This window comes from Lacinutrix sp. 5H-3-7-4, from assembly GCF_000211855.2.
Taxonomy (GTDB): Bacteria; Bacteroidota; Bacteroidia; order Flavobacteriales; family Flavobacteriaceae; genus Lacinutrix.
The window spans coordinates 2,964,725-2,984,811 of record NC_015638.1 but is presented as its reverse complement, the minus strand read 5'-3'; the positions used below and the strand labels follow the sequence as shown (position 1 = coordinate 2,984,811).

General features: G+C 29.8%; 20 protein-coding genes. 13 read left to right on the top strand and 7 right to left on the bottom strand.

What is annotated here, in order from left to right; translation table 11 throughout:
* Positions 1–17: 17 nt before the first annotated feature.
* Genes LACAL_RS13395 through LACAL_RS13385 form a run of 3 tightly spaced genes read right to left on the bottom strand, consistent with a single transcriptional unit; the run spans position 18 to position 2,240 of the window.
* A complete protein-coding gene (locus LACAL_RS13395) occupies positions 18–1,109 on the bottom strand; it encodes a hypothetical protein (protein ID WP_013871294.1) in 1,092 nt (363 codons plus the stop codon).
* Entirely contained in the window at positions 1,087–1,644 is a 558-nt protein-coding gene (locus LACAL_RS13390; protein WP_013871293.1) for a hypothetical protein, read from the bottom strand. The genes LACAL_RS13395 and LACAL_RS13390 overlap by 23 nt, the downstream gene beginning before the upstream one ends.
* Before the next feature lie 38 nt (positions 1,645–1,682).
* Positions 1,683–2,240, bottom strand: a complete 558-nt coding sequence (locus LACAL_RS13385) for an RNA polymerase sigma factor (RefSeq protein ID WP_013871292.1) — start codon at positions 2,238–2,240, stop codon at positions 1,683–1,685.
* 277 nt (positions 2,241–2,517) lie between these two features.
* On the opposite strand from LACAL_RS13385, the gene lon reads away from it, so the two are divergent.
* The 6 genes from lon (at position 2,518) to cmk (ending at position 9,605) form a co-directional block, all read left to right on the top strand.
* Positions 2,518–4,965 carry an endopeptidase La gene (lon, locus tag LACAL_RS13380; protein ID WP_013871291.1) on the top strand — a complete coding sequence of 816 codons (2,448 nt, stop codon included), beginning with the start codon at positions 2,518–2,520 and terminating at the stop codon, positions 4,963–4,965.
* Between the two features lies 1 nt (position 4,966).
* Complete coding sequence (locus LACAL_RS13375; protein WP_013871290.1) at positions 4,967–6,082, top strand: LysM peptidoglycan-binding domain-containing protein; 1,116 nt, start codon at positions 4,967–4,969, stop codon at positions 6,080–6,082.
* Positions 6,083–6,101: 19 nt separating this feature from the next.
* Positions 6,102–6,572, top strand: a complete 471-nt coding sequence (locus LACAL_RS15580) for a LysM peptidoglycan-binding domain-containing protein (protein ID WP_013871289.1) — start codon at positions 6,102–6,104, stop codon at positions 6,570–6,572.
* A 78-nt stretch (positions 6,573–6,650) separates the two neighbouring features.
* Positions 6,651–7,670 carry a type IX secretion system protein PorQ gene (porQ, locus tag LACAL_RS13365; RefSeq protein WP_013871288.1) on the top strand — a complete coding sequence of 340 codons (1,020 nt, stop codon included), beginning with the start codon at positions 6,651–6,653 and terminating at the stop codon, positions 7,668–7,670.
* 69 nt (positions 7,671–7,739) lie between these two features.
* Complete coding sequence (locus LACAL_RS13360; RefSeq protein ID WP_013871287.1) at positions 7,740–8,795, top strand: hypothetical protein; 1,056 nt, start codon at positions 7,740–7,742, stop codon at positions 8,793–8,795.
* A 114-nt stretch (positions 8,796–8,909) separates the two neighbouring features.
* Positions 8,910–9,605 (top strand): (d)CMP kinase, encoded by a 696-nt coding sequence (gene cmk / locus LACAL_RS13355; protein ID WP_041301555.1) that lies wholly within the window; start codon positions 8,910–8,912, stop codon positions 9,603–9,605.
* 63 nt (positions 9,606–9,668) lie between these two features.
* On the opposite strand, the gene LACAL_RS13350 is transcribed toward cmk, so the two are convergent.
* Positions 9,669–10,046, bottom strand: coding sequence for a LysM peptidoglycan-binding domain-containing protein (locus LACAL_RS13350; RefSeq protein ID WP_013871285.1), 378 nt, complete (start codon positions 10,044–10,046; stop codon positions 9,669–9,671).
* Positions 10,047–10,421: 375 nt separating this feature from the next.
* On the opposite strand from LACAL_RS13350, the gene rpsA reads away from it, so the two are divergent.
* The 5 genes from rpsA (at position 10,422) to LACAL_RS13325 (ending at position 15,269) form a co-directional block, all read left to right on the top strand.
* Positions 10,422–12,260, top strand: a complete 1,839-nt coding sequence (rpsA, locus tag LACAL_RS13345; RefSeq protein ID WP_041302028.1) for a 30S ribosomal protein S1 — start codon at positions 10,422–10,424, stop codon at positions 12,258–12,260.
* A gap of 179 nt (positions 12,261–12,439) precedes the next feature.
* On the top strand, positions 12,440–12,979 hold the full coding sequence (gene pyrR / locus LACAL_RS13340; protein WP_013871283.1) for a bifunctional pyr operon transcriptional regulator/uracil phosphoribosyltransferase PyrR: 540 nt from the start codon (positions 12,440–12,442) through the stop codon (positions 12,977–12,979).
* A gap of 119 nt (positions 12,980–13,098) precedes the next feature.
* Positions 13,099–14,028 carry an aspartate carbamoyltransferase catalytic subunit gene (locus LACAL_RS13335; RefSeq protein WP_013871282.1) on the top strand — a complete coding sequence of 310 codons (930 nt, stop codon included), beginning with the start codon at positions 13,099–13,101 and terminating at the stop codon, positions 14,026–14,028.
* A gap of 3 nt (positions 14,029–14,031) precedes the next feature.
* On the top strand, positions 14,032–14,364 hold the full coding sequence (locus LACAL_RS13330; RefSeq protein ID WP_013871281.1) for a hypothetical protein: 333 nt from the start codon (positions 14,032–14,034) through the stop codon (positions 14,362–14,364).
* Positions 14,364–15,269 (top strand): ribonuclease Z, encoded by a 906-nt coding sequence (locus LACAL_RS13325; protein ID WP_013871280.1) that lies wholly within the window; start codon positions 14,364–14,366, stop codon positions 15,267–15,269. The genes LACAL_RS13330 and LACAL_RS13325 overlap by 1 nt, the downstream gene beginning before the upstream one ends.
* Here LACAL_RS13325 and LACAL_RS13320 read toward each other — a convergent pair.
* Positions 15,266–15,580, bottom strand: coding sequence for a DUF3784 domain-containing protein (locus LACAL_RS13320; protein ID WP_013871279.1), 315 nt, complete (start codon positions 15,578–15,580; stop codon positions 15,266–15,268). The genes LACAL_RS13325 and LACAL_RS13320 overlap by 4 nt on opposite strands.
* Before the next feature lie 83 nt (positions 15,581–15,663).
* On the opposite strand from LACAL_RS13320, the gene pdxH reads away from it, so the two are divergent.
* Positions 15,664–16,311, top strand: a complete 648-nt coding sequence (gene pdxH, locus LACAL_RS13315; protein ID WP_013871278.1) for a pyridoxamine 5'-phosphate oxidase — start codon at positions 15,664–15,666, stop codon at positions 16,309–16,311.
* Positions 16,312–16,494: 183 nt separating this feature from the next.
* The gene (locus LACAL_RS13310; RefSeq protein ID WP_013871277.1) at positions 16,495–16,986 is read left to right on the top strand and encodes a CAP domain-containing protein; all 492 of its coding nucleotides are present in this window, start codon (positions 16,495–16,497) and stop codon (positions 16,984–16,986) included.
* 207 nt (positions 16,987–17,193) lie between these two features.
* On the opposite strand, the gene LACAL_RS13305 is transcribed toward LACAL_RS13310, so the two are convergent.
* Positions 17,194–19,134 (bottom strand): OmpA family protein, encoded by a 1,941-nt coding sequence (locus LACAL_RS13305; protein ID WP_013871276.1) that lies wholly within the window; start codon positions 19,132–19,134, stop codon positions 17,194–17,196.
* Positions 19,135–20,079, bottom strand: a complete 945-nt coding sequence (locus LACAL_RS13300) for a type IX secretion system membrane protein PorP/SprF (protein ID WP_013871275.1) — start codon at positions 20,077–20,079, stop codon at positions 19,135–19,137.
* Positions 20,080–20,087 lie beyond the last annotated feature (8 nt).

Below are 20,087 nucleotides of genomic sequence, written 5' to 3'. Positions count from 1 at the left end.
GATTGATTGAAATTATTTTAATTTTTGTAAAAAGAAACGCTGCCATAATCACTATTAATTTTTATTGTGCTGTTTGCGTTTTCATTTTTATAATATCCCATATAATATTTCCCAGAAGATTCTTCTCTTTTTTTAATAAATTCAAAAGCGTCTTCATCTTTTAAAGAGGCATAATCTAGGTCTATATCAAAATTAAATGCTAATGCAGGATCGTAACCAATTTTAATACCTACGTAGTCGCTGTCTATATTAAGTTTTTGAAAACTTTTGTGAAGTTTATCTATTCTTATTGAGCCATAATCTGCATCTATAGAAATACTTTTATAAATATCTCCTAATCTCAATGTTAAATAATCTCCAATTCCTTTTACATTGTTTGCTTTTTCTATTGTTACACCACCATAATCACAGTTGTAAGATATGTTTTCTGCAATTTCTATTTTAGATTTTGTGTAATCTGCATTAATGTCTAGGTTTTCGGTTTTAGAAACTGTAAAGCCACTATAGTCTGCGTTTATTTTTCCACTTTTTATGTATTCAAAATAGCAGTTGTTAGAATAGTCAAAAGAGATTTCGTTGTTATCTGCTAACAATTCTTTTGTTGTAATTTTTCCATAATCACAATCTAATATAGCTTTGCCTTCTAGAGTAGCAAGGTTAATGCTACCATAATCATTACTTAAATCTACATTTCCAGTTATAGGCATCTTTACTATGTAATTAATTTCCATATTTACATTACTATTGTTACTAGTCCAGCTGCTCCACCAAGATTTGTTTTTTTCTTTATTAAAGCGTGTTTTTGCTGAAATATAATCGCCTTCTCCAGAAAAATCTACTGTGATTTCGTTTAGTTTTTTAGTAACTTTTTCTTCGTCATTACCGCTGGTTATTATTTTAATTTCGAAAACAATTTTGTTTTCATTCCAAGTAACAATATCTAAATTACCATAGCTGTTATCTATTTTTAAAGTTGCATTTTTACTTACATTAAACGTTTTGTTTATTGTTTTTTCTTTTTTATGTTTTCCTTTACCATTATTGGCTACCATTACTAATGGCAGAAGCATAAAGAGTAAGAAAATTTTATAGTGTAATTGTAGTTTCATTATTAGTTTGTTTTAAGTTTTTTGTTTCTTCTATATTCTCTAAAACCGATTTTAGCAAATCAACTCTATTCATAAAGTTGTTAATCATGGCATGAATTACGCGTTTATCATTACCACTATCTGTTAAGTCAATTTTTAGTTGTTTGTATTCTTTTTCTAAAAGTTCTAATTGTATTAAGGCATCTTTTATTAATAATTCGGTTTCTGGTGTGCGTTTAGTTTTTATTTTTTCTAATTCTTGGTTTATAACCGATGTGAAAAAGCTTTGTGTTTGTGCCATTTCTGGAGATACACTTGCTAAATCTTTAGTTTCGGTATTAGTATTAAAATTAAATACCAGAGTTACAATTAATAGTATTGAGGCTGCAACACCTAATAGAGGTTTCCAAATGCTAGTTTTACTTGTTATACTTTTTGTATTGTTTTGTGCTTCTAATTTGTTTAGAAAATTTGCCTTATGATTAAGACTTGGTGTTTCAAAATCAAAATCGTCTTGAAGCTTTTTAAATACATTATCTATATTATCTTTTTTCATATTTAGTTTTTCCGCGAAAGCGTTATTATTTTAATGTTTTAGCTTACTACTGCAAGCATTTTGTGTCTTAAACTTTCTTTTGCTCTAGAGATCATTGTGCGACAATTAGCATTAGAGATTTTCATTATTTCACATATTTCTTCATAATCATAACCTTCTATTAAATGTAATGTGAGAGATACTCTATAATTGTCTTTTAAAAGCGACATACTTTCTATTACTTGTTTTGCTTTTATACTATTAAACTCGTGGTTTGATGCTATGCCATCACAATCTTCAACTTTATATAGTACATCGTCTAATGGTACTTCGTCAAACTTTGTGCTTTTATTATAGTGGTAAATACTCATATTTACTACTATACGTTTTAACCAAGATCCAAAGGTTTTAAGCTCTTTTAATGTGTCTAACTTCGTAAAGGCTTTTAAAAAAGCATCTTGCATAATATCTTCTGCCTCATAACGATCTTTTACAATACGAAAAGCTGTATTAAACATTGCTTTATAATATCTATTGTAAATCTCTAATTGCGCCGCTTGGTTTTTAGATAAACAAAGTGTTATTAATGTTTCGGTATTATGGTTGGTTAAACTCAATTTGTTATTATGGTTTGTTGTATTAAAGATAGTGGTAAAATTAAATTGTTACAGTTTTATAAAACTATTTTAAAAATTTATTTAAAATTGACTTTTAGAAGCTTTAAATAAGAAGGTGAATTATGGCATATTAATTGATTTTTATTAACATATAAAACATATTGATTGTTAATAATGTTTTGAAAATCAGTGGTTTTTGTTAAAAAAGTAGTTTAATTTTATAAATATTGCATTATGTTTTGTTTTAAACGAGCGACATAATGACACTTATATACATATGAAGAAATCAAATTTTATTAGTCTAGACAGTTTGTCATTGCAGGATTTTGATGCAAATTCTGAGTTAATTCCATTAATGACGCCAGAAGATGAAGAGAAAATAAACAATGAGTCTTTACCAGAAACCTTACCAATTCTATCGCTTAGAAATACGGTTTTATTTCCTGGTGTAGTAATACCAATTACAGCCGGTAGAGATAAATCTATAAAACTAATTAATGATGCAAATAACGGTGGAAAAGTTATAGGTGTTGTTTCGCAAAAAGACGAAGCTGTAGAAGACCCAAAGGCAGGAGATATACATGAAATTGGTACAGTAGCAAGAATATTAAAGGTTTTAAAGATGCCTGATGGTAATACTACAGTTATTATACAAGGTAAAAAAAGATTTTCGGTTGCAGAAGTAATTACCGAAGAACCTTATATTAATGCTACAGTACGCGAGGTGCCAGAAGCGAAACCAGCGAAAAAGAATAAAGAGTTTCAGGCTATAATAGACTCTATTAAAGAGTTAGCCTTACAAATTATTAAAGATTCACCAAATATTCCAAGTGAGGCATCTTTTGCAATACAGAATATTGAAAGCGATTCGTTTTTAATAAACTTTGTTTCGTCTAACATGAATTTGCCTGTAAAAGACAAACAAGCTTTATTAGAAAAAAACGACCTTAAAGATCGTGCTTTAGAGACTTTAAAGTTTATGAATATTGAGCTTCAAAAATTAGAGCTTAAAAACGATATACAATCTAAGGTTCAAAGTGATATGAACCAGCAGCAACGTGAGTACTTCTTAAATCAGCAAATGAAAACCATACAAGAAGAACTTGGTGGTGGTAATGCCGAGGAAATGGAAGACATGAAAAAGCGTGCTAAAGCAAAAAAATGGGATGATAAGGTTGCTGAGCATTTTGAAAAAGAATTATCTAAAATGCAACGTATGAATCCTCAAGTTGCAGAGTACTCTATACAACGTAATTATTTAGATTTATTTCTAGATTTACCATGGAATGAGTTTAGTAAAGATAAATTTGACCTTAAACGTGCTAAAAAAATATTAGATAGAGACCATTATGGTTTAGATGATGTTAAAAAGCGTATTATAGAATATCTAGCCGTATTAAAGTTACGTAATGATATGAAATCTCCAATTTTATGTCTTTATGGACCTCCAGGAGTTGGTAAAACATCTTTAGGTAAATCTATTGCCGAAGCATTAGGGAGAGAATATGTGCGTATGTCTCTTGGTGGTTTAAGAGATGAAGCCGAAATTAGAGGTCATCGTAAAACTTATATTGGTGCAATGCCAGGACGTATTATTCAGTCTCTAAAAAAGGCAGGAACATCCAATCCTGTATTTGTATTAGATGAAATAGATAAACTTTCTAACTCTCATCAAGGTGATCCATCTTCTGCTTTGTTAGAAGTATTAGATCCAGAGCAAAATAGTGAGTTTCACGATAACTTTTTAGAAATGGGTTACGACCTATCTAAGGTTATGTTTATAGCAACATCAAATAGTTTGGCTAATCTTCAACCAGCATTGCGTGATAGAATGGAAATTATCAATGTAACTGGCTATACAATAGAAGAGAAAGTAGAAATTGGTAAACGCCATTTATTGCCAAAACAATTAAAAGAGCACGGTTTAGAAGATAAGCACTTAAAGCTAGGAAAACCACAACTTGAAAAAATTGTTGAAGGTTATACAAGAGAATCTGGTGTTAGAACACTAGATAAAAAAATAGCCAAAATGGTACGTTACGCAGCAATGAATATTGCAATGGAAGAAGAGTATGATGTTAAAGTAACTAATGATACTGTTGTAGACGTTTTAGGCGGACCAAAATTAGAGCGCGATAAATATGAAAATAATGACGTTGCAGGAGTTGTAACAGGTTTGGCATGGACAAGAGTTGGTGGTGATATTTTATTTATAGAGTCTATACTGTCTAAAGGAAAAGGATCTTTATCTATTACTGGAAATATTGGAAAAGTAATGAAAGAATCTGCAACCATCGCTATGGAATATATAAAAGCGAATGCAGATGAGTTTGGTATTAATCCAGAAGTTTTCGATAAGTATAATGTGCATATTCACGTTCCAGAAGGTGCTACACCAAAAGATGGCCCAAGTGCAGGTGTAACAATGCTAACTTCTTTAGTTTCTTTATTTACACAAAAAAAGGTAAAAAAGAGTATTGCAATGACTGGAGAAATAACACTTCGTGGAAAAGTTTTACCTGTTGGCGGAATTAAGGAAAAAATACTAGCAGCAAAACGTGCAAAAATTAAAGAAATTTTACTTTGCGAAGAGAATAAAAGAGACATCGAAGAAATTAAACCAGAATATGTAAAAGGTTTAAAGTTTCACTTTGTAACAGATATGAAAGATGTTTTAAAATTAGCCCTAACAAATCAAAAAGTTAAGAACGCTAAAAAATTATAAAATGAAAAAAATTGTATTGGGATTATTTGGTTTACTAAGCTTAAGCATTTATGCTCAAGACACAACCGAAATTGCAGAAGAGTTTATTCCAATAGAAGTAGAAGGTAAGGAAGCTTTTATTTCTACTAAAACAGGAGAATATACTTATCGAGCGCATAAAGAGACCAATGCAGAGCATTTAAAAACCACGCCTAGTGGCGTGGTTTATACAGAAACAATATATCACGAAGTAAAAAAAGGAGAAACACTATTTGCTATAGCAAAAAAGAATAATACAACTGTAGCTCAATTAAAACAAAGTAACAAAGCAAGCGCTTTAAACTTAAAACCAGGTGCAAAATTAAAAATAGAATCTAAAATACTTTTAAAATCAAGTAGTCCAGTAATTGGTACTTCTGGTGAAGAGCGTATAATAGCAAAACTACCTCCAGGTGAATCTCCAGGTGCATTAGCGCCACCACCACCAATGGAAGAGATTGAAAAAAAACTCGTTAAAACTAAAACTAGCCAAGAAAAACCAAATCAAAAGGTTTATAAAGTTAAAAAAAGCGTAAAAAATCCAATTTTAGATGTCGAGGCCAATTCGGAGGTAACTAATAAAGTAGTAAATGAAACTACCGAAACTAAAAAAGAGCGTTTAGCACGTTTAAAAAGTGAAATGGCAGCACTAGAAGCCGAACTTGAAGAGACTGAAGCTACTAAAAGTGATGTTGAAGAACCGTTAGTAGAAGAAACAGAAACCTTAATTAACGAAACTATTGTTGAAGAACCTAAAGCCAATATTAAAGAAGATAATGGCAAAAAATTAATGGTTTTTGAAAATAATACTGAAGAAGAAGTTACAATACATAAAGAAACTACTGCAGAAAAAGCAGCAAGAATTATAGAAGAAGTTCGTAATACAAAAAAGGAACAAGCTGAAAGCAAGTCTAAAATAACACGTGAGAAAACCGAGTCTAAAGTTAGCTTCTATACTGTTGAAAAAGGGAACTCTTTATGGAGTATTGCAAAACAACACGGTATGACTGTAGTTGAGATTAAAAGATTAAATGCTTTAAAAAATAATAATATTAGCGTTGGGCAAAAACTCAAGGTTAAGCCAATAGCTAAACAATAAAACATCTCATAATAAATAAATGAAAAAAGTACTTACTGTAGCTTTTCTGTCTTTATCACTCGCTGCATTTTCTCAAGACAACGTTGTAGACGTTTTAATAGATAATAAACCAGCAAAATTAAATATTACTACTGGCGATTATAAATTTATAGATGGATCTCTAAATAAAACTATAGATAAAACGCCAGGTTTGCATGTTGTACAAAAAGGAGAAACACTATATTCTATATCAAAAAAATACGATATAAGTATAGCACAAATTAAAAGTGTAAATAATTTAAGTTCTAATTATTTAAAAGTTGATCAAAAACTAGCTATAGGTTATTCTACTTCAAGAATAATTGTAAATAAAAACACACATACTGTTGTTAAGGGAGATACGCTTTATAGTATAGCTAAAAGTAATAATATATCAGTTTCTTATTTAAAAGAATTAAACGGTTTGCAAAATAATATTATAAGTATTGGTCAAGTACTAATGCTTAAATAATTCTATAATATTTTTCTTTCATAAAAATAAAAAATACATATATACGTTTTAAGATAGATTTAGTTACTTTGCAACTTCATGCTTAAAAAAACTGTCCTAACCTGCACACTATTATTCAGCACCTTTTGCTTTGCGCAATTAGGAGGACAATCTACTTATCAGTTTCTTAACTTGGTTAATTCTCCAAGGCAAGCTGCCCTAGGAGGAAAAGTACTTACCAATGTAGATTGGGATGTTACTCAAGCACTTTATAATCCATCAACTATTAATATAGAAATGGATAATCAATTTGCTTTAAATTATACCAGTTATTTAGGAGGTATTAGTTATGGTACTGCAGCATACGCTTATACTTGGGATAGAAGAACACAAACCATACATGCCGGAATGACTTATGTAAATTATGGTGATTTTGATGGTTATGATGAAAACGGAATTTCAACAGGTACTTTTACAGGATCTGAAGCTGCATTGTCTGTTGGTTATGCTAAACAAATAGGATATAGCGATTTTTATGCAGGAGCAAATGTAAAACTTATTACATCTACATTAGAGCAATACAATTCTTTTGGTATTGCTGCAGATTTAGGTTTGTTGTATATAGACGAGCGTTTAGAATTTCAAGGCACATTAGTAGTTAGAAATTTAGGAACACAAATTACAACCTACGCAGGTAATAGAGAGCGTTTACCATTAGAGATAGATTTAGGTTTGTCTCAAACTTTAGAAAATGTACCATTACGTTGGCATTTAACTTTCGAGAATTTACAACAATGGCCAATAGGCTTAGAAAATCCAGCAAGAGCAACTACAGATTTAGAAGGTAATATAACACCAGAGAAAGTAGGGTTTTTAGCTCAAGTTATTCGTCATACTATAGTAGGAGCAGAGCTGTTTCCAGATAAAGGTTTTAATATTAGATTGGGTTACAGTTTTAGACGTGGAGAAGAACTTCGAATAGAAGAACAGCGTAATTTTTCTGGTATTTCGGCAGGTTTTTCAGTAAAACTAAACAAACTCCGTTTTAGTTATACACATGCAAAATATACAAGTGCAGCAAATTCAAACTTTTTTGGGCTACAAATAGATTTGAGATAAGTTACATTTAGCTTAAAATTTTAAGTTAAATTTTTTTATATTGTTAATACAAACCAAAATATAAAAAAAATGAAGTGTCTACAACTCAAAAATATTTTTTTAGTCATTGTTTTAGCAGTGACGTATTCTTCTCAATCTCAGTCTAACACAAACCTACTTGACGTAAGCCAATTAAATGGAATGAAATCTAAAGCAGCATATGTTACTTTAGAACAAAATAATTTTGGCAATAGTAAAACTTTTCAAGAAGATGATGTAACCTATAAACTTTGGTACAATAGTGTTAGCGGGCAATGTATAAAAACTTATAGTAAAAACTTTTACATTGCTAGAGTAGAGAATTCTACTAGTTGCAAAGGTAAAAACACTTCAGCGAATAATCCTTACAATATTAGTGAATTAAGTAAAATGAAATCTAAAGCGGGTTATACTACTTTAGAGCAAAATGGATTTGGAAACACAAAAACATTTCAAGAAGGAAATGTAACTTATAAGCTTTGGTATAATAGTAAAACAGGACAATGTGTAAAAACCTATAGTAGAAACTTTTATATAGTAAAAGTTGAAAACTCTAATAATTGTGGAGGTAATACCAATACAGGACTTGGCTCAATAGATAATTTAAATAACAATACAGTTTCAACTACATCAACACCAACTATTTCAACCACTCAAACAAATACAACAACAGTTACAAGTGTAAATAATTCTTTTTCTATAAGTGATATCTCTGGTATGAAATCTAAAGCAGCATATGTAACTTTAGAGCAAAATGGCTACGCTAATAGCAAAACATTTCAAGAAGGAAATGTAACTTATAAGTTATGGTATAATAGCAAAACGGGTGAATGTTTAAAAACATTTAGTAGAAATTTTTACATTGTTAAAACAGAAAACTCTAATAATTGTAATAATACTAATGTTTACAATAGTAAATATAAAGGCTTAAAGTCTAAAGCAGTATATACAAGTATAGAACAAAGTGGTTTTGGTAATACTAAAACATTCCAAGACAGGAATGTTACTTATAAATTGTGGTATAATAGTAAAACAGACGAATGTATAAAAACGTTTAGTAAAAATTACTATATAGCTAAAGTTGAAATCTCTAACAGTTGCAAATAATAATTTTTAAATTTAAATATTAAAAGTGAAACAAAAAAACTCAAATTTTATAATTAAGATTTGAGTTTTTTTATGCTTGAATATTATAATTACTTTTGCAGCACAATATATCACATGCAAAAAATAACAATAGCTATAGACGGTTTTTCGTCAACAGGAAAAAGTACAGTCGCTAAACAATTAGCAAAACACTTAGGATACATTTATGTAGATACAGGCGCCATGTATCGCGCAGTAACTTTATTTACTATGCGCAACGGTTATATTTCAAAAGAAGATTTTAATGTTAATGGCTTAGTAGAAAAATTAGGAGCTATAAATATTACTTTTAAATTTAATAAAGACTTAGGTTTTGCCGAGGTATACTTAAACGGTGAAAACATAGAAAGAGAAATAAGAACTTTAGAAGTATCTAGTTTTGTAAGTAAAGTTGCAGCAATACCAGAAGTTCGTTACCAGTTAGTAAAACAACAGCAACAAATGGGAAAAGACAAAGGTGTTGTTATGGATGGTAGAGATATTGGTACAGTGGTATTCCCTTATGCAGAACTAAAATTATTTATGATAGCTTCTGCCGAAAAAAGAGCAACACGTCGTTACAATGAGTTAATAGAAAGAGGTGATGATGTTAAATATGAAGACGTATTAAGAAATGTACAAGAACGTGATTATATAGATTCGCATCGCGAAGATTCACCATTACGTAAAGCAGACGACGCTATAGAAATAGATAATAGCGATTTATCTTTAAAAGAGCAGTTTGAAAAAGTATTACAACTTGTAAACATGACTTTTAAAAATTTAAAATAACAAAACAAAAAGCGAGTCAACCAAAGTTAACTCGCTTTTAAAAAAGAAATTCGCTATTAATCCCTACAAATTCGGGATTACTAATTCTTGATCTGGGTGTATAACATCTGGGTTTTTTAAAATATTAGTGTTAGCTTCAAAAATAGTATTGTATTTACTAGCATTACCATAATACTGCTTAGCAATACCACCTAAAGTTTCACCACTTTTTACTGTATGTCTAGCAAAAACGCTAGTATCTTCAACTTTTATATCTGCAACAATATCGCTTGGGTTTTCACCACCAGCTGCTTTAATTTCATCCCAAAGTAAATTCTTTTCATATTGTGTAGCAGCAGTACCTTTAACTGTTAATACACCATTAGTTTCAGAAACGTCACCGTTTTGAATGTTTAATTTTTCGCCTAAATCAAGTACACCTTGATATTTTGCTTTTACCATAATTGTTTTGTTTTTAATGTTATTCTTACTGTATTAAAGATAGTAATTAATCAATTTAAAAAGGATATTCAATTTCCAATTTGTAAAAAATTAAACTAAAATTAGATAAAGTGATCTATTTAATCGATTATTTACATAATTATCGATAGAATTTATAAAAAAGACATAACCAATTTTGAAGTATATTTTCTTGATAATCAGTAATATTAAACTTTTTAAATTGTATTAGGTAATATAACTAAAAAGTAGTATTTTTGCACTCCTTTTTAGCGCAAGTAAGAAATAAAAGGGATTAAACAATTTTATTTTAAACACTTCTGTGTGTTAGCGCATTATTTCTTATTAAACATAACAGAATACAAATTATTATCTGCAATGGCTGAAAAAGCAAAACAAGCAGAAGTTGAAGCTCAAGACGCTGCAACAGCAAAAAAAGAAGCTCCAGTAGTATCTGAAGCACAAGCAAACCCTGAAAAATTCTTAGCAGACTTTAACTGGCACAACTACCAAGAAGGTATCGATGAGGTTGAAGATTCTCAATTAAAAGAATTTGAAAAGTTAGTATCTGAAAATTTCGTAGATACATTAGATGACGAAGTAGTAGAAGGAGAAGTAGTACACATGACAGATCGTGATGCTATTATCGACATCAACGCAAAATCTGAAGGTGTAATTTCTTTAAACGAATTTCGTTACAATCCAGATTTAAAAGTTGGAGACAAAGTAGAAGTATTAATTGATGTGCGTGAAGATGCAACAGGACAATTAGTATTATCTCACAGAAAAGCACGTGTTATTAAAGCTTGGGATCGTGTAAATAATGCACATGATACAGGTGAAATCGTTAATGGTTTCGTTAAGTGTAGAACAAAAGGTGGTATGATTGTAGATGTTTTTGGAATTGAAGCATTCTTACCAGGTTCTCAAATTGATGTTAAACCAATTAGAGATTACGATCAATACGTAAACAAAACTATGGAATTTAAAGTTGTGAAAATCAACCACGAATTCAAAAACGTAGTAGTTTCTCATAAAGCTCTTATTGAGGCAGATATCGAAGAGCAAAAGAAAGAAATCATTGGTCAATTAGAAAAAGGTCAAGTATTAGAAGGTGTAGTTAAAAACATTACTTCATACGGTGTATTTATCGATCTTGGTGGTGTTGATGGTTTAGTTCATATCACAGATTTATCTTGGTCAAGAATTAACCATCCAAACGAGATTGTTGAGTTAGACCAGAAATTAAATGTTGTAATCCTTGATTTTGATGAAAACAAATCAAGAATCCAATTAGGTCTTAAACAATTATCTAAACATCCTTGGGATGCTTTAGGAGAAGAAGTTTCTGTTGGAGATAAAGTAAAAGGTAAAGTAGTTGTAATCGCAGATTACGGTGCATTTATCGAAGTTGCAGAAGGTGTTGAAGGTTTAGTTCACGTTTCTGAAATGTCTTGGTCTACTCACTTACGTTCTGCTAACGATTTTGTTAACGTTGGAGACGAAATAGAAGCACAAATTTTAACTTTAGATAGAGAAGATAGAAAAATGTCTCTTGGTATCAAGCAATTATCGCAAGATCCATGGACAGATATTACAACTAAATACCCAGTAGGTTCTAAGCACACTGGTATTGTACGTAACTTTACAAACTTTGGAGTTTTTGTAGAATTAGAAGAAGGTATTGATGGATTAATTTACATCTCAGATTTATCTTGGACTAAGAAAATTAAACACCCATCAGAGTTCTGTAACGTAGGAGATAAGTTAGATGTAGTAGTACTTGAGTTAGATGTTGAAGGACGTAAATTATCTTTAGGTCACAAACAGACAACTGAAAATCCTTGGGATAAGTATGAAACTGAATTTGCTTTAGGAACTACACATACAGCAGAAATTGCTGAAGTTGTAGACAAAGGAGCAACTATTGAATTTAATGAAGACATCGTAGCATTTGTTCCTTCTCGTCACCTTGAAAAAGAAGACGGTAAGAAATTAAAGAAAGGTGATTCTGCAGAATTCAAAATCATTGAATTTAACAAAGAGTTTAAGAGAGTAGTAGCATCGCATACTGCAATCTTTAGAGAAGAAGAAATGGCAAACGTAAAAGCTGCACAAGCTAAGCAAGCATCTCAAGCTGCTGAAGCTAAACCAACTTTAGGTGACGCTAACGACGCTTTACAAGCTCTTAAAGATAAAATGGACGGGAAGAAGTAATATTCATTCCTTTGTAAAAAGGAATCTTATCCAATAAATATCTAAAAGCCTCACAGAAATGTGAGGCTTTTTTATATGGTAAATCTATACAAGAACTTTAAAAATATAAATTTTAATAGCCATTGCAAACACTAATTTTTTAGCTTAACTTTGTTCATCAAATCCGTTTGAAAATCAATATGAGTCACAAAGTATTACTTAATGCTAAAACCATAAATATCATTCTTCATAGATTGGCTTGCCAATTAATTGAAAATCATAAAGATTTTTCTAATACAGTATTAATAGGCATACAACCTAGAGGTAAATTTTTGGCTAATAGATTAGCCAATATGCTTAAAACCGAATACAATATAAAAGACCTAAAATTAGGGCATTTAGACATTACATTTTATAGAGATGATTTTAGGCGTGGAGATAAAATTCACGAAGCAAATACTACTAATATTAATTTTGTAGTAGAAAATAAAAAAGTAGTATTTATAGACGATGTACTCTATACAGGAAGAAGCATACGTGCAGCTTTAACAGCAATTCAATCTTTTGGAAGACCAACAGAAATAGAACTATTAACACTTATAGATAGACGTTTTAGTAGGCATTTACCAATACAACCTAACTATCGAGGTAGACAAGTAGATGCCATAAATAAAGAAAAAGTAAAAGTAAACTGGGAAGAAAACGAAGGAGAAGATGCAGTTTATTTAATTAATAGTTAAAGTTATAAATAAGAAATAAATACTTGTTTAGGTAAAAACAGGTAAACTCTTTATAACAAAAAAGATAACTTATAAAATAAAAACTGGCACTTGAAGACTGCCAACTGAAGTATAAAAACATGAGCGAGTTAAGTGTTGATCACTTATTAGGAATTAAGTACCTTCAAGAAAAAGATATTCAACTTATTTTTGAAACAGCCGATCATTTTAAAGAAGTGATTAATAGGCCAATAAAAAAAGTACCATCTCTCCGCGATATTACTATCGCAAATTTATTTTTTGAAAACTCAACCAGAACAAAACTTTCTTTCGAGTTAGCAGAAAAACGATTATCTGCCGATGTTATTAATTTTTCAGCAGGACAATCCTCTGTTAAAAAAGGAGAAACTTTAATAGATACTGTAAATAATATATTATCTATGAAAGTAGATATGGTAGTAATGCGGCATCCTAATCCAGGTGCTGGTGTGTTTTTATCTAAACATGTAAAAGCTAATATAATTAATGCCGGCGATGGCGCACACGAACATCCAACACAAGCCCTTTTAGACTCGTATTCTATAAGAGAAAAATTAGGAGATGTAGCAGGAAAAAATGTAGTAATTGTAGGAGATATTTTGCATAGTCGCGTGGCTTTATCAAATATATACGCTTTAAAATTACAAGGTGCAAATGTTATGGTTTGCGGTCCTAAAACACTTTTACCAAAATATATTGCAGATTTGGGTGTAAAAGTAGAAACAAACTTGCGCAAAGCGTTAGAATGGTGTGACGTTGCAAATATGCTACGTGTACAAAACGAACGTATGGAAATTAGTTATTTTCCATCTACACGAGAATATACACAACAATTTGGAGTTAATAAAGAGTTACTAGATTCGCTCAATAAAGAAATAACAATCATGCATCCAGGACCAATAAATAGAGGAGTTGAAATAACTAGTGATGTTGCAGATTCTAAACAAGCTATAATTCTGGATCAAGTACAAAATGGTGTTGCTGTAAGAATGGCTGTAATATATTTATTAGCTTCAAAAATAAAACAATAGATTATGATTATAGATCAACAGGAAAATATTTCTATTATAACACAAGAAAAAGCAACAGTTGTTGAATTAGTGAAAAAAATAGAAGCATTATACCCAAAGTTTCAAAAACATAATATAATAGTAAAATTATCTGCTTTAGGGAAAATTGCCTTAGAAGATATTATTGAATTTTTAAGACTTTCTAATAAACATCGTGCAGCAAAACAATCTTTTGTAATTGTAACAAATGCTATAAATGCAAACGAAACTCCATATGAAATTGTAGTGGTACCTACATTACAAGAAGCTTACGATATTATTGAAATGGAAGAAATGGAACGAGATTTAGGCTTCTAATGAAATTAAATATTCTTGGTTGCTATAGTGCAACACCACGTACATTTACAAATCCTACAGCTCAAGTTTTAGAGATTAAAAACCATATTTTTTTAATAGATTGTGGAGAAGGTACACAAGTACAACTTAGAAAACATAAAATTAAGTTTAATCGTATTAAACACATATTTATTTCCCATTTACACGGTGACCATTTTTTTGGTTTAGTAGGTTTAATTTCAACATTTAGATTGTTGACTAGAGAAGCAGATCTTCATATCTATGGCCCTAAAGGGATAAAAGAGGTTATAACGCTTCAAATGAAATTAAGTAAGTCATGGACCAATTATAAGCTTATATTTCATGAATTAACTAGTTTAGAATCTCAAGTTCTCTTTGAAGACGATAAAGTCCAAGTTAGTACTATACCGTTAGATCATAGAGTGTATACCAACGGGTTTCTGTTTAAAGAAAAGCCTGGTGAACGCAAATTAGACATGAATGCTGTACTAAATGAAGATATTGAGGTAGCATATTATAGAAAGTTAAAACAAGGTTTTAATGTTGAAAACAAAAAAGGAGATCTTGTAAAAAATGAAACAGTAACATTTCCGCCAGAAAAGCCTAAAAGTTATGCCTTTTGTAGTGATACAGCATATAACGAAGCTATTGTGCCATTAATAAAAAATATAGATGTTATTTATCATGAGTCTACCTTTCTAGAACAACATGCTCATTTAGCACCAAAAACAAAACATAGTACAGCTAAAGAAGCTGCAAAAATAGCACAGTTAGCTAATGCAGGTAAATTGATATTAGGACATTACTCTACTAGATATGATAACTTGAATATGTTTAAAACAGAAGCAAAAGAGTATTTTGATAACGTAGAATTAGCAGACGATGGAAAGGTGTTTAACCTTTAGTTTTTAAACTTTTTATGTGTATTAACATATACCAAAGCAATAATTACTGTAATAACAATTATTAAAGAGTTTATTGATATAATACGCTCACTTGGGATATTAATAATGTCTAATATAAAATAGAATATTAGAGAAAATACACCTAAACCAATTAATAACCATTGTAGAAAATTTTGTAAATTTTTTATATTTACTTTTTGTTTCTCTTTTTTAGACATAGTATTATATCCTGCAATTAAATTAGGATACTTACTAACAAAATAACCAGTTATAATTAAAATACTACTTAATAAAACTTGACCTATAATCATTTTAATATATTTAACTTTATTAAATATATTAAAATGATTATAAACTGTAAAATATATTAAATTTTAACTTAGGTACATGATCCATGAATAAAGACTTATCAAACTATAGAAAATCTTACGAAAAAGGTGAATTATTACTTGAAGATACGCCAGATAATCCATTAAATCTATTCGAAAAATGGTTTAAAGATATTGATACTAATTTCCCAGACATTGAAGCAAATGCAATGACACTTTCTACTTTAGGTTTAGATGGTTTTCCAAAAAACAGAGTTGTTCTTTTAAAAAGTTATAATGAAAAAGGATTTGTTTTTTTTACCAATTACAATAGTGATAAAGGAAAAGCGATATTAAACGACTCAAAAGTTTGTATTTCATTTTTTTGGGCTGAAGCTGAAAGACAAATTATTATAAAAGGAAATGCAAAGAAAGTAGATAAAACTATTAGCGATAATTATTTTAATTCCAGACCTAGAGGAAGTAGGCTAGGAGCTGTAGCTTCTAATCAAAGTGAGCCAGTACAAAGTAGAGCCATTTTGGATAGTACTCTTGAAGTTTTAAAAAATAAATATAACAATAAACCCATTGACAGACCAGATTATTGGGGAGGATTTATTATAGAACCTATAGAAATTGAATTTTGGCAAGGAAGAGCAAACCGTTTACATGATAGAATTTTATATAAACAAGCTAAAAATCAAGATTGGAACAAAAATAGATTAGCACCATAGCTCAATCGTTTAAAAGCATTTTACAACGACAATAAGTGTTTTCAAAACTCGAAAAAATCAATTTTAACGATTAAAAACATAGTTTTTCGATGAAATGCACGTTTTTCATCGATTTTAACATTTCTTTAACATTTTGTAAGTTTCTCTCTGGTTATATTTACATGCCCCCAAAATTGTAACCTTATGAAAACTGTACTTAACCTACTTTTTATTGCATTAATTTTAGTTACATCTACATCTTGTTCAAGTGATTCTTCAGAAGAGTTTTCTAATGAAAAAGAGTTTGTAGTCATTCCTGAATCTAAAACAATTGAAATAGAAATTTTAGAACTTATTAATGAGTATAGAATAGCAAATGGCTTTAATAGTTTAGCTCCTATGGATGCTATAAAAGGTCAGGCATTTTCTCATTCAGATTATATGGTAGAGACAAACAATGTGTCTCATGATAATTTTTATTCTAGAAAAGCTTATTTAATTAATAATGCAGGTGCAAAAACAGTAACAGAAAATGTAGCTTATGGTTTTACTAATGCACGATCTGTTGTAGATGCCTGGTTAAACAGTGAAGGACATAAAGCTAATATAGAAGGCGACTTTACAAATTTTGAAGTATCTGCTGAACAAAACGATGAGGGCAAGTGGTACTACACAAATATTTTTATAAACAAATAACAGCTACCTATTCAGGTTTATATATAAAAAAAAGCATCTAATTTTAGATGCTTTTTTTATTAATTAATTTTAATAGATTATTTAGTCTATAAATTGTTTATAAAACAACTAGTTTAATCATTTTAAGCCGTTTTAAAAGTCTTTATCTAGAGTAGAGGTTTTATCTATATTATTTAGTTAATAGTTTATTTAAAACCATTAAATTTATTATTTTGAATAACCACTTGTTATAATAAATTTAGAACGTCTATTTTTCTGGTGCTCTTCTTCACTACATTTAACACCATTAGAACATTTATTTAGTAATTGAGATTCACCATAACCAATTGCACTCTCTATTCTATCTTTGGCAATTCCTCTAGAGAATAAATAATCTCTGGTTGATTTTGCTCTTCTGTCCGAGAGTTTTTCATTGTATTTATCTCTTCCTCTACTATCTGTATGAGATTCAATTTTAATTACCATATTAGGATGTTCTCGCATAACAACTACAATATTTTCTAGTTCGTATGCTGCATCTGGTCGTATGTTAGATTTATCGTAATCAAAGAAAATTGGGTTTATTACAATTTCACTGTCAACAATTAATGGTGTTAAAAATAAATCAACTTGAGTTTCTTCGGCATTCACCTCAGATGTTTTAATATCTCTTTGGTCTGGCCTATAAATAACTTTCTCTGCTAATACTACAAATTTAGAATTACAAGCAACATCTTTAAATTCATAAAACCCATTTTCGTCAGACGTTACCATTTCTATAACTTTACCAGATTCGTCCATAAGTTTTACAACAGTTTTAGGCAGTGGTTCGTTAGAGAGTTTATTTCTTGTTATACCAGTAATAGTCTGTTTACATTCGTATTTTCCAAATGAATAAATATCATCTCCACCATTTCCACCATCTCTGTTTGATGAAAAATAGCCTGTTTTAGTATCAGAATTTATAAAAAAAGCAAAATCATCAAACCCACTATTAAATGGAGCTCCTAAGTTTTTAATATAAACGTCTGTAGTATCCTTTTTTAAAATATTAGATTCAAAAATATCTAATAGACCTAAGTTTAAATGGGCATCAGATGAAAAATATAGAGTAGAGTCTTTCGCTATAAATGGAAAGTTTTCTCGTCCTTCAGTATTAATTTTAGAACCTAAGTTTTTTGGTTCACCAAAGGTACCATCTTTATTTATTTTTATTTTGTATAAGTCTGTTTGCCCAAAACCATCTTCACGATCTGAAACAAAATATAATGTATTATTATCTGGACTCAGTGCAGGTGAACCATTAGAAAAATCGTCTCCATTAAATGGTAAATCTTCAGGTTTACTCCATTTATCATTTTCTAATTTGGCTCTAAAAATTCTTAAGTTTGATGTGCCCTTTTTATCGTAGGTTACTTTTTTTCCTTTTTTATTTAAATTATCTCTTGTAAAATAAATTGTTTTCCCATCATTAGTTATAGTAACAGAAGCTTCGTGAAAAGCAGAGTTTATACTGTTAGAATTAATTTCTACTGGATCACTAATTACTTGTTTTGAATCTTCAATTTTAACTTCGGCTTGATATATATTTAGAAAAGGTTCTTTATTCCATTGATATATTAATTTTTCATCTATAATAGTATCTCTTACTCTAGTAGAGGCGAAGTATAGTTTGTTATCAATTTCAAAACTTCCAAAGTCTGAATATTCTGTGTTTAAATCTAAATTTTTAAAATCTACATAAACACGTTCTGTATTTTCTAATGCTTCAAATTTTTCTATATCAAAATCTTCTTCTTGTTTTACACGTTTATCATTTTTCTTTCTTTCTTTAAAAACTTGCGTCCATTTTTTAGATTCTGAAAATTGATTTAAACTTCTTAGTGTTTGTATGTACTTATAAATGTATTCTGGATTTACATCATTATATTTTGTAACTGCTTTTTTATACCAGTAACTAGCCATTTTAACATTAGAGTTGTTGTAATAGCAATCACCAAGTCTTGTTAAAACATGTTCTGTAGTATCTCCTTTTTTTAGTACTTCTAAATAAAGTTCTGTTGCTTGATAATAAGCATAGTCTCTAAAAAAGTTATCTGCAACTTTTACTTGTGCACTACCAAGAGCAGATATTGATATAAAAGTTAGTATGAATAGTATTTTTTTCATTTAAAAATATCTTGGAGATTTTATACGTTTTTGAGGTTTAAAGAGCTCATACATAAGTATAATTTCGTGTGTTCCACTTGTATATGGTCTTAAGTCTGAAAGAAAATATTCGTAAGTATAACCAATTCTTAATTGTTTGTCTATTTGAAAATCTACTAAAGCTCCTAGTGTAGTTGTATCTTGATTATAGCGGTAACCGGCACCAAGCCAAAGTTTTTCATAAAATAATAGATTTGCGTTAATATCGAAAGAAAGTGGTGCGCCATTAACTACTTTGGCTAATACAGCTGGTTTTAGTTTAGTATTTTCACTTAAATTAAATACATAACCTCCAGTTAAATAATAGCCAACACGTTCTAATGCGACGTAATCTACGTTATCTACTTTATTTGCTAAATTATAATCTGTATTTAATATTCTTGGAGCAGATAAACCTACGTACCATTTATTAGTGTGCCAAAATAAACCAACACCTACATTTGGGTTCCAACGGCTGCTAACATCACTAAAAAAAGGATCTGAATAAACTTCTTCTTCATTTAAAAAACCAATATTATCTAAGCTATAGTGAGTGAAACCTGCTTTTAATCCAAATGCTAATTTTGTTTTCTCTCCTGTTTGTATGGTATATGAAAAATCACCATAAACAAATATGAAATTTTCATATCCTAATTGGTCATTAATTATAGAAAGCCCTAATCCAACTTTTTCGTTTTTCATTGGAGAATGAATAGACAGTGTTTGTGTACTAGGACCACCTTCTAATCCTACCCATTGACTTCTGTGTAAACCAACAACACTTAAAGTCTCTCTACTTCCTGCATAAGCAGGATTTATAGATATAGTATTAAACATATATTGCGAGAATTGTGGTAATTGTTGAGCGAAACTTAACGCAAAACTAAAAACTATAATTGCAAATGTTAATATTGTTTTATTTTTCATTAAAATAA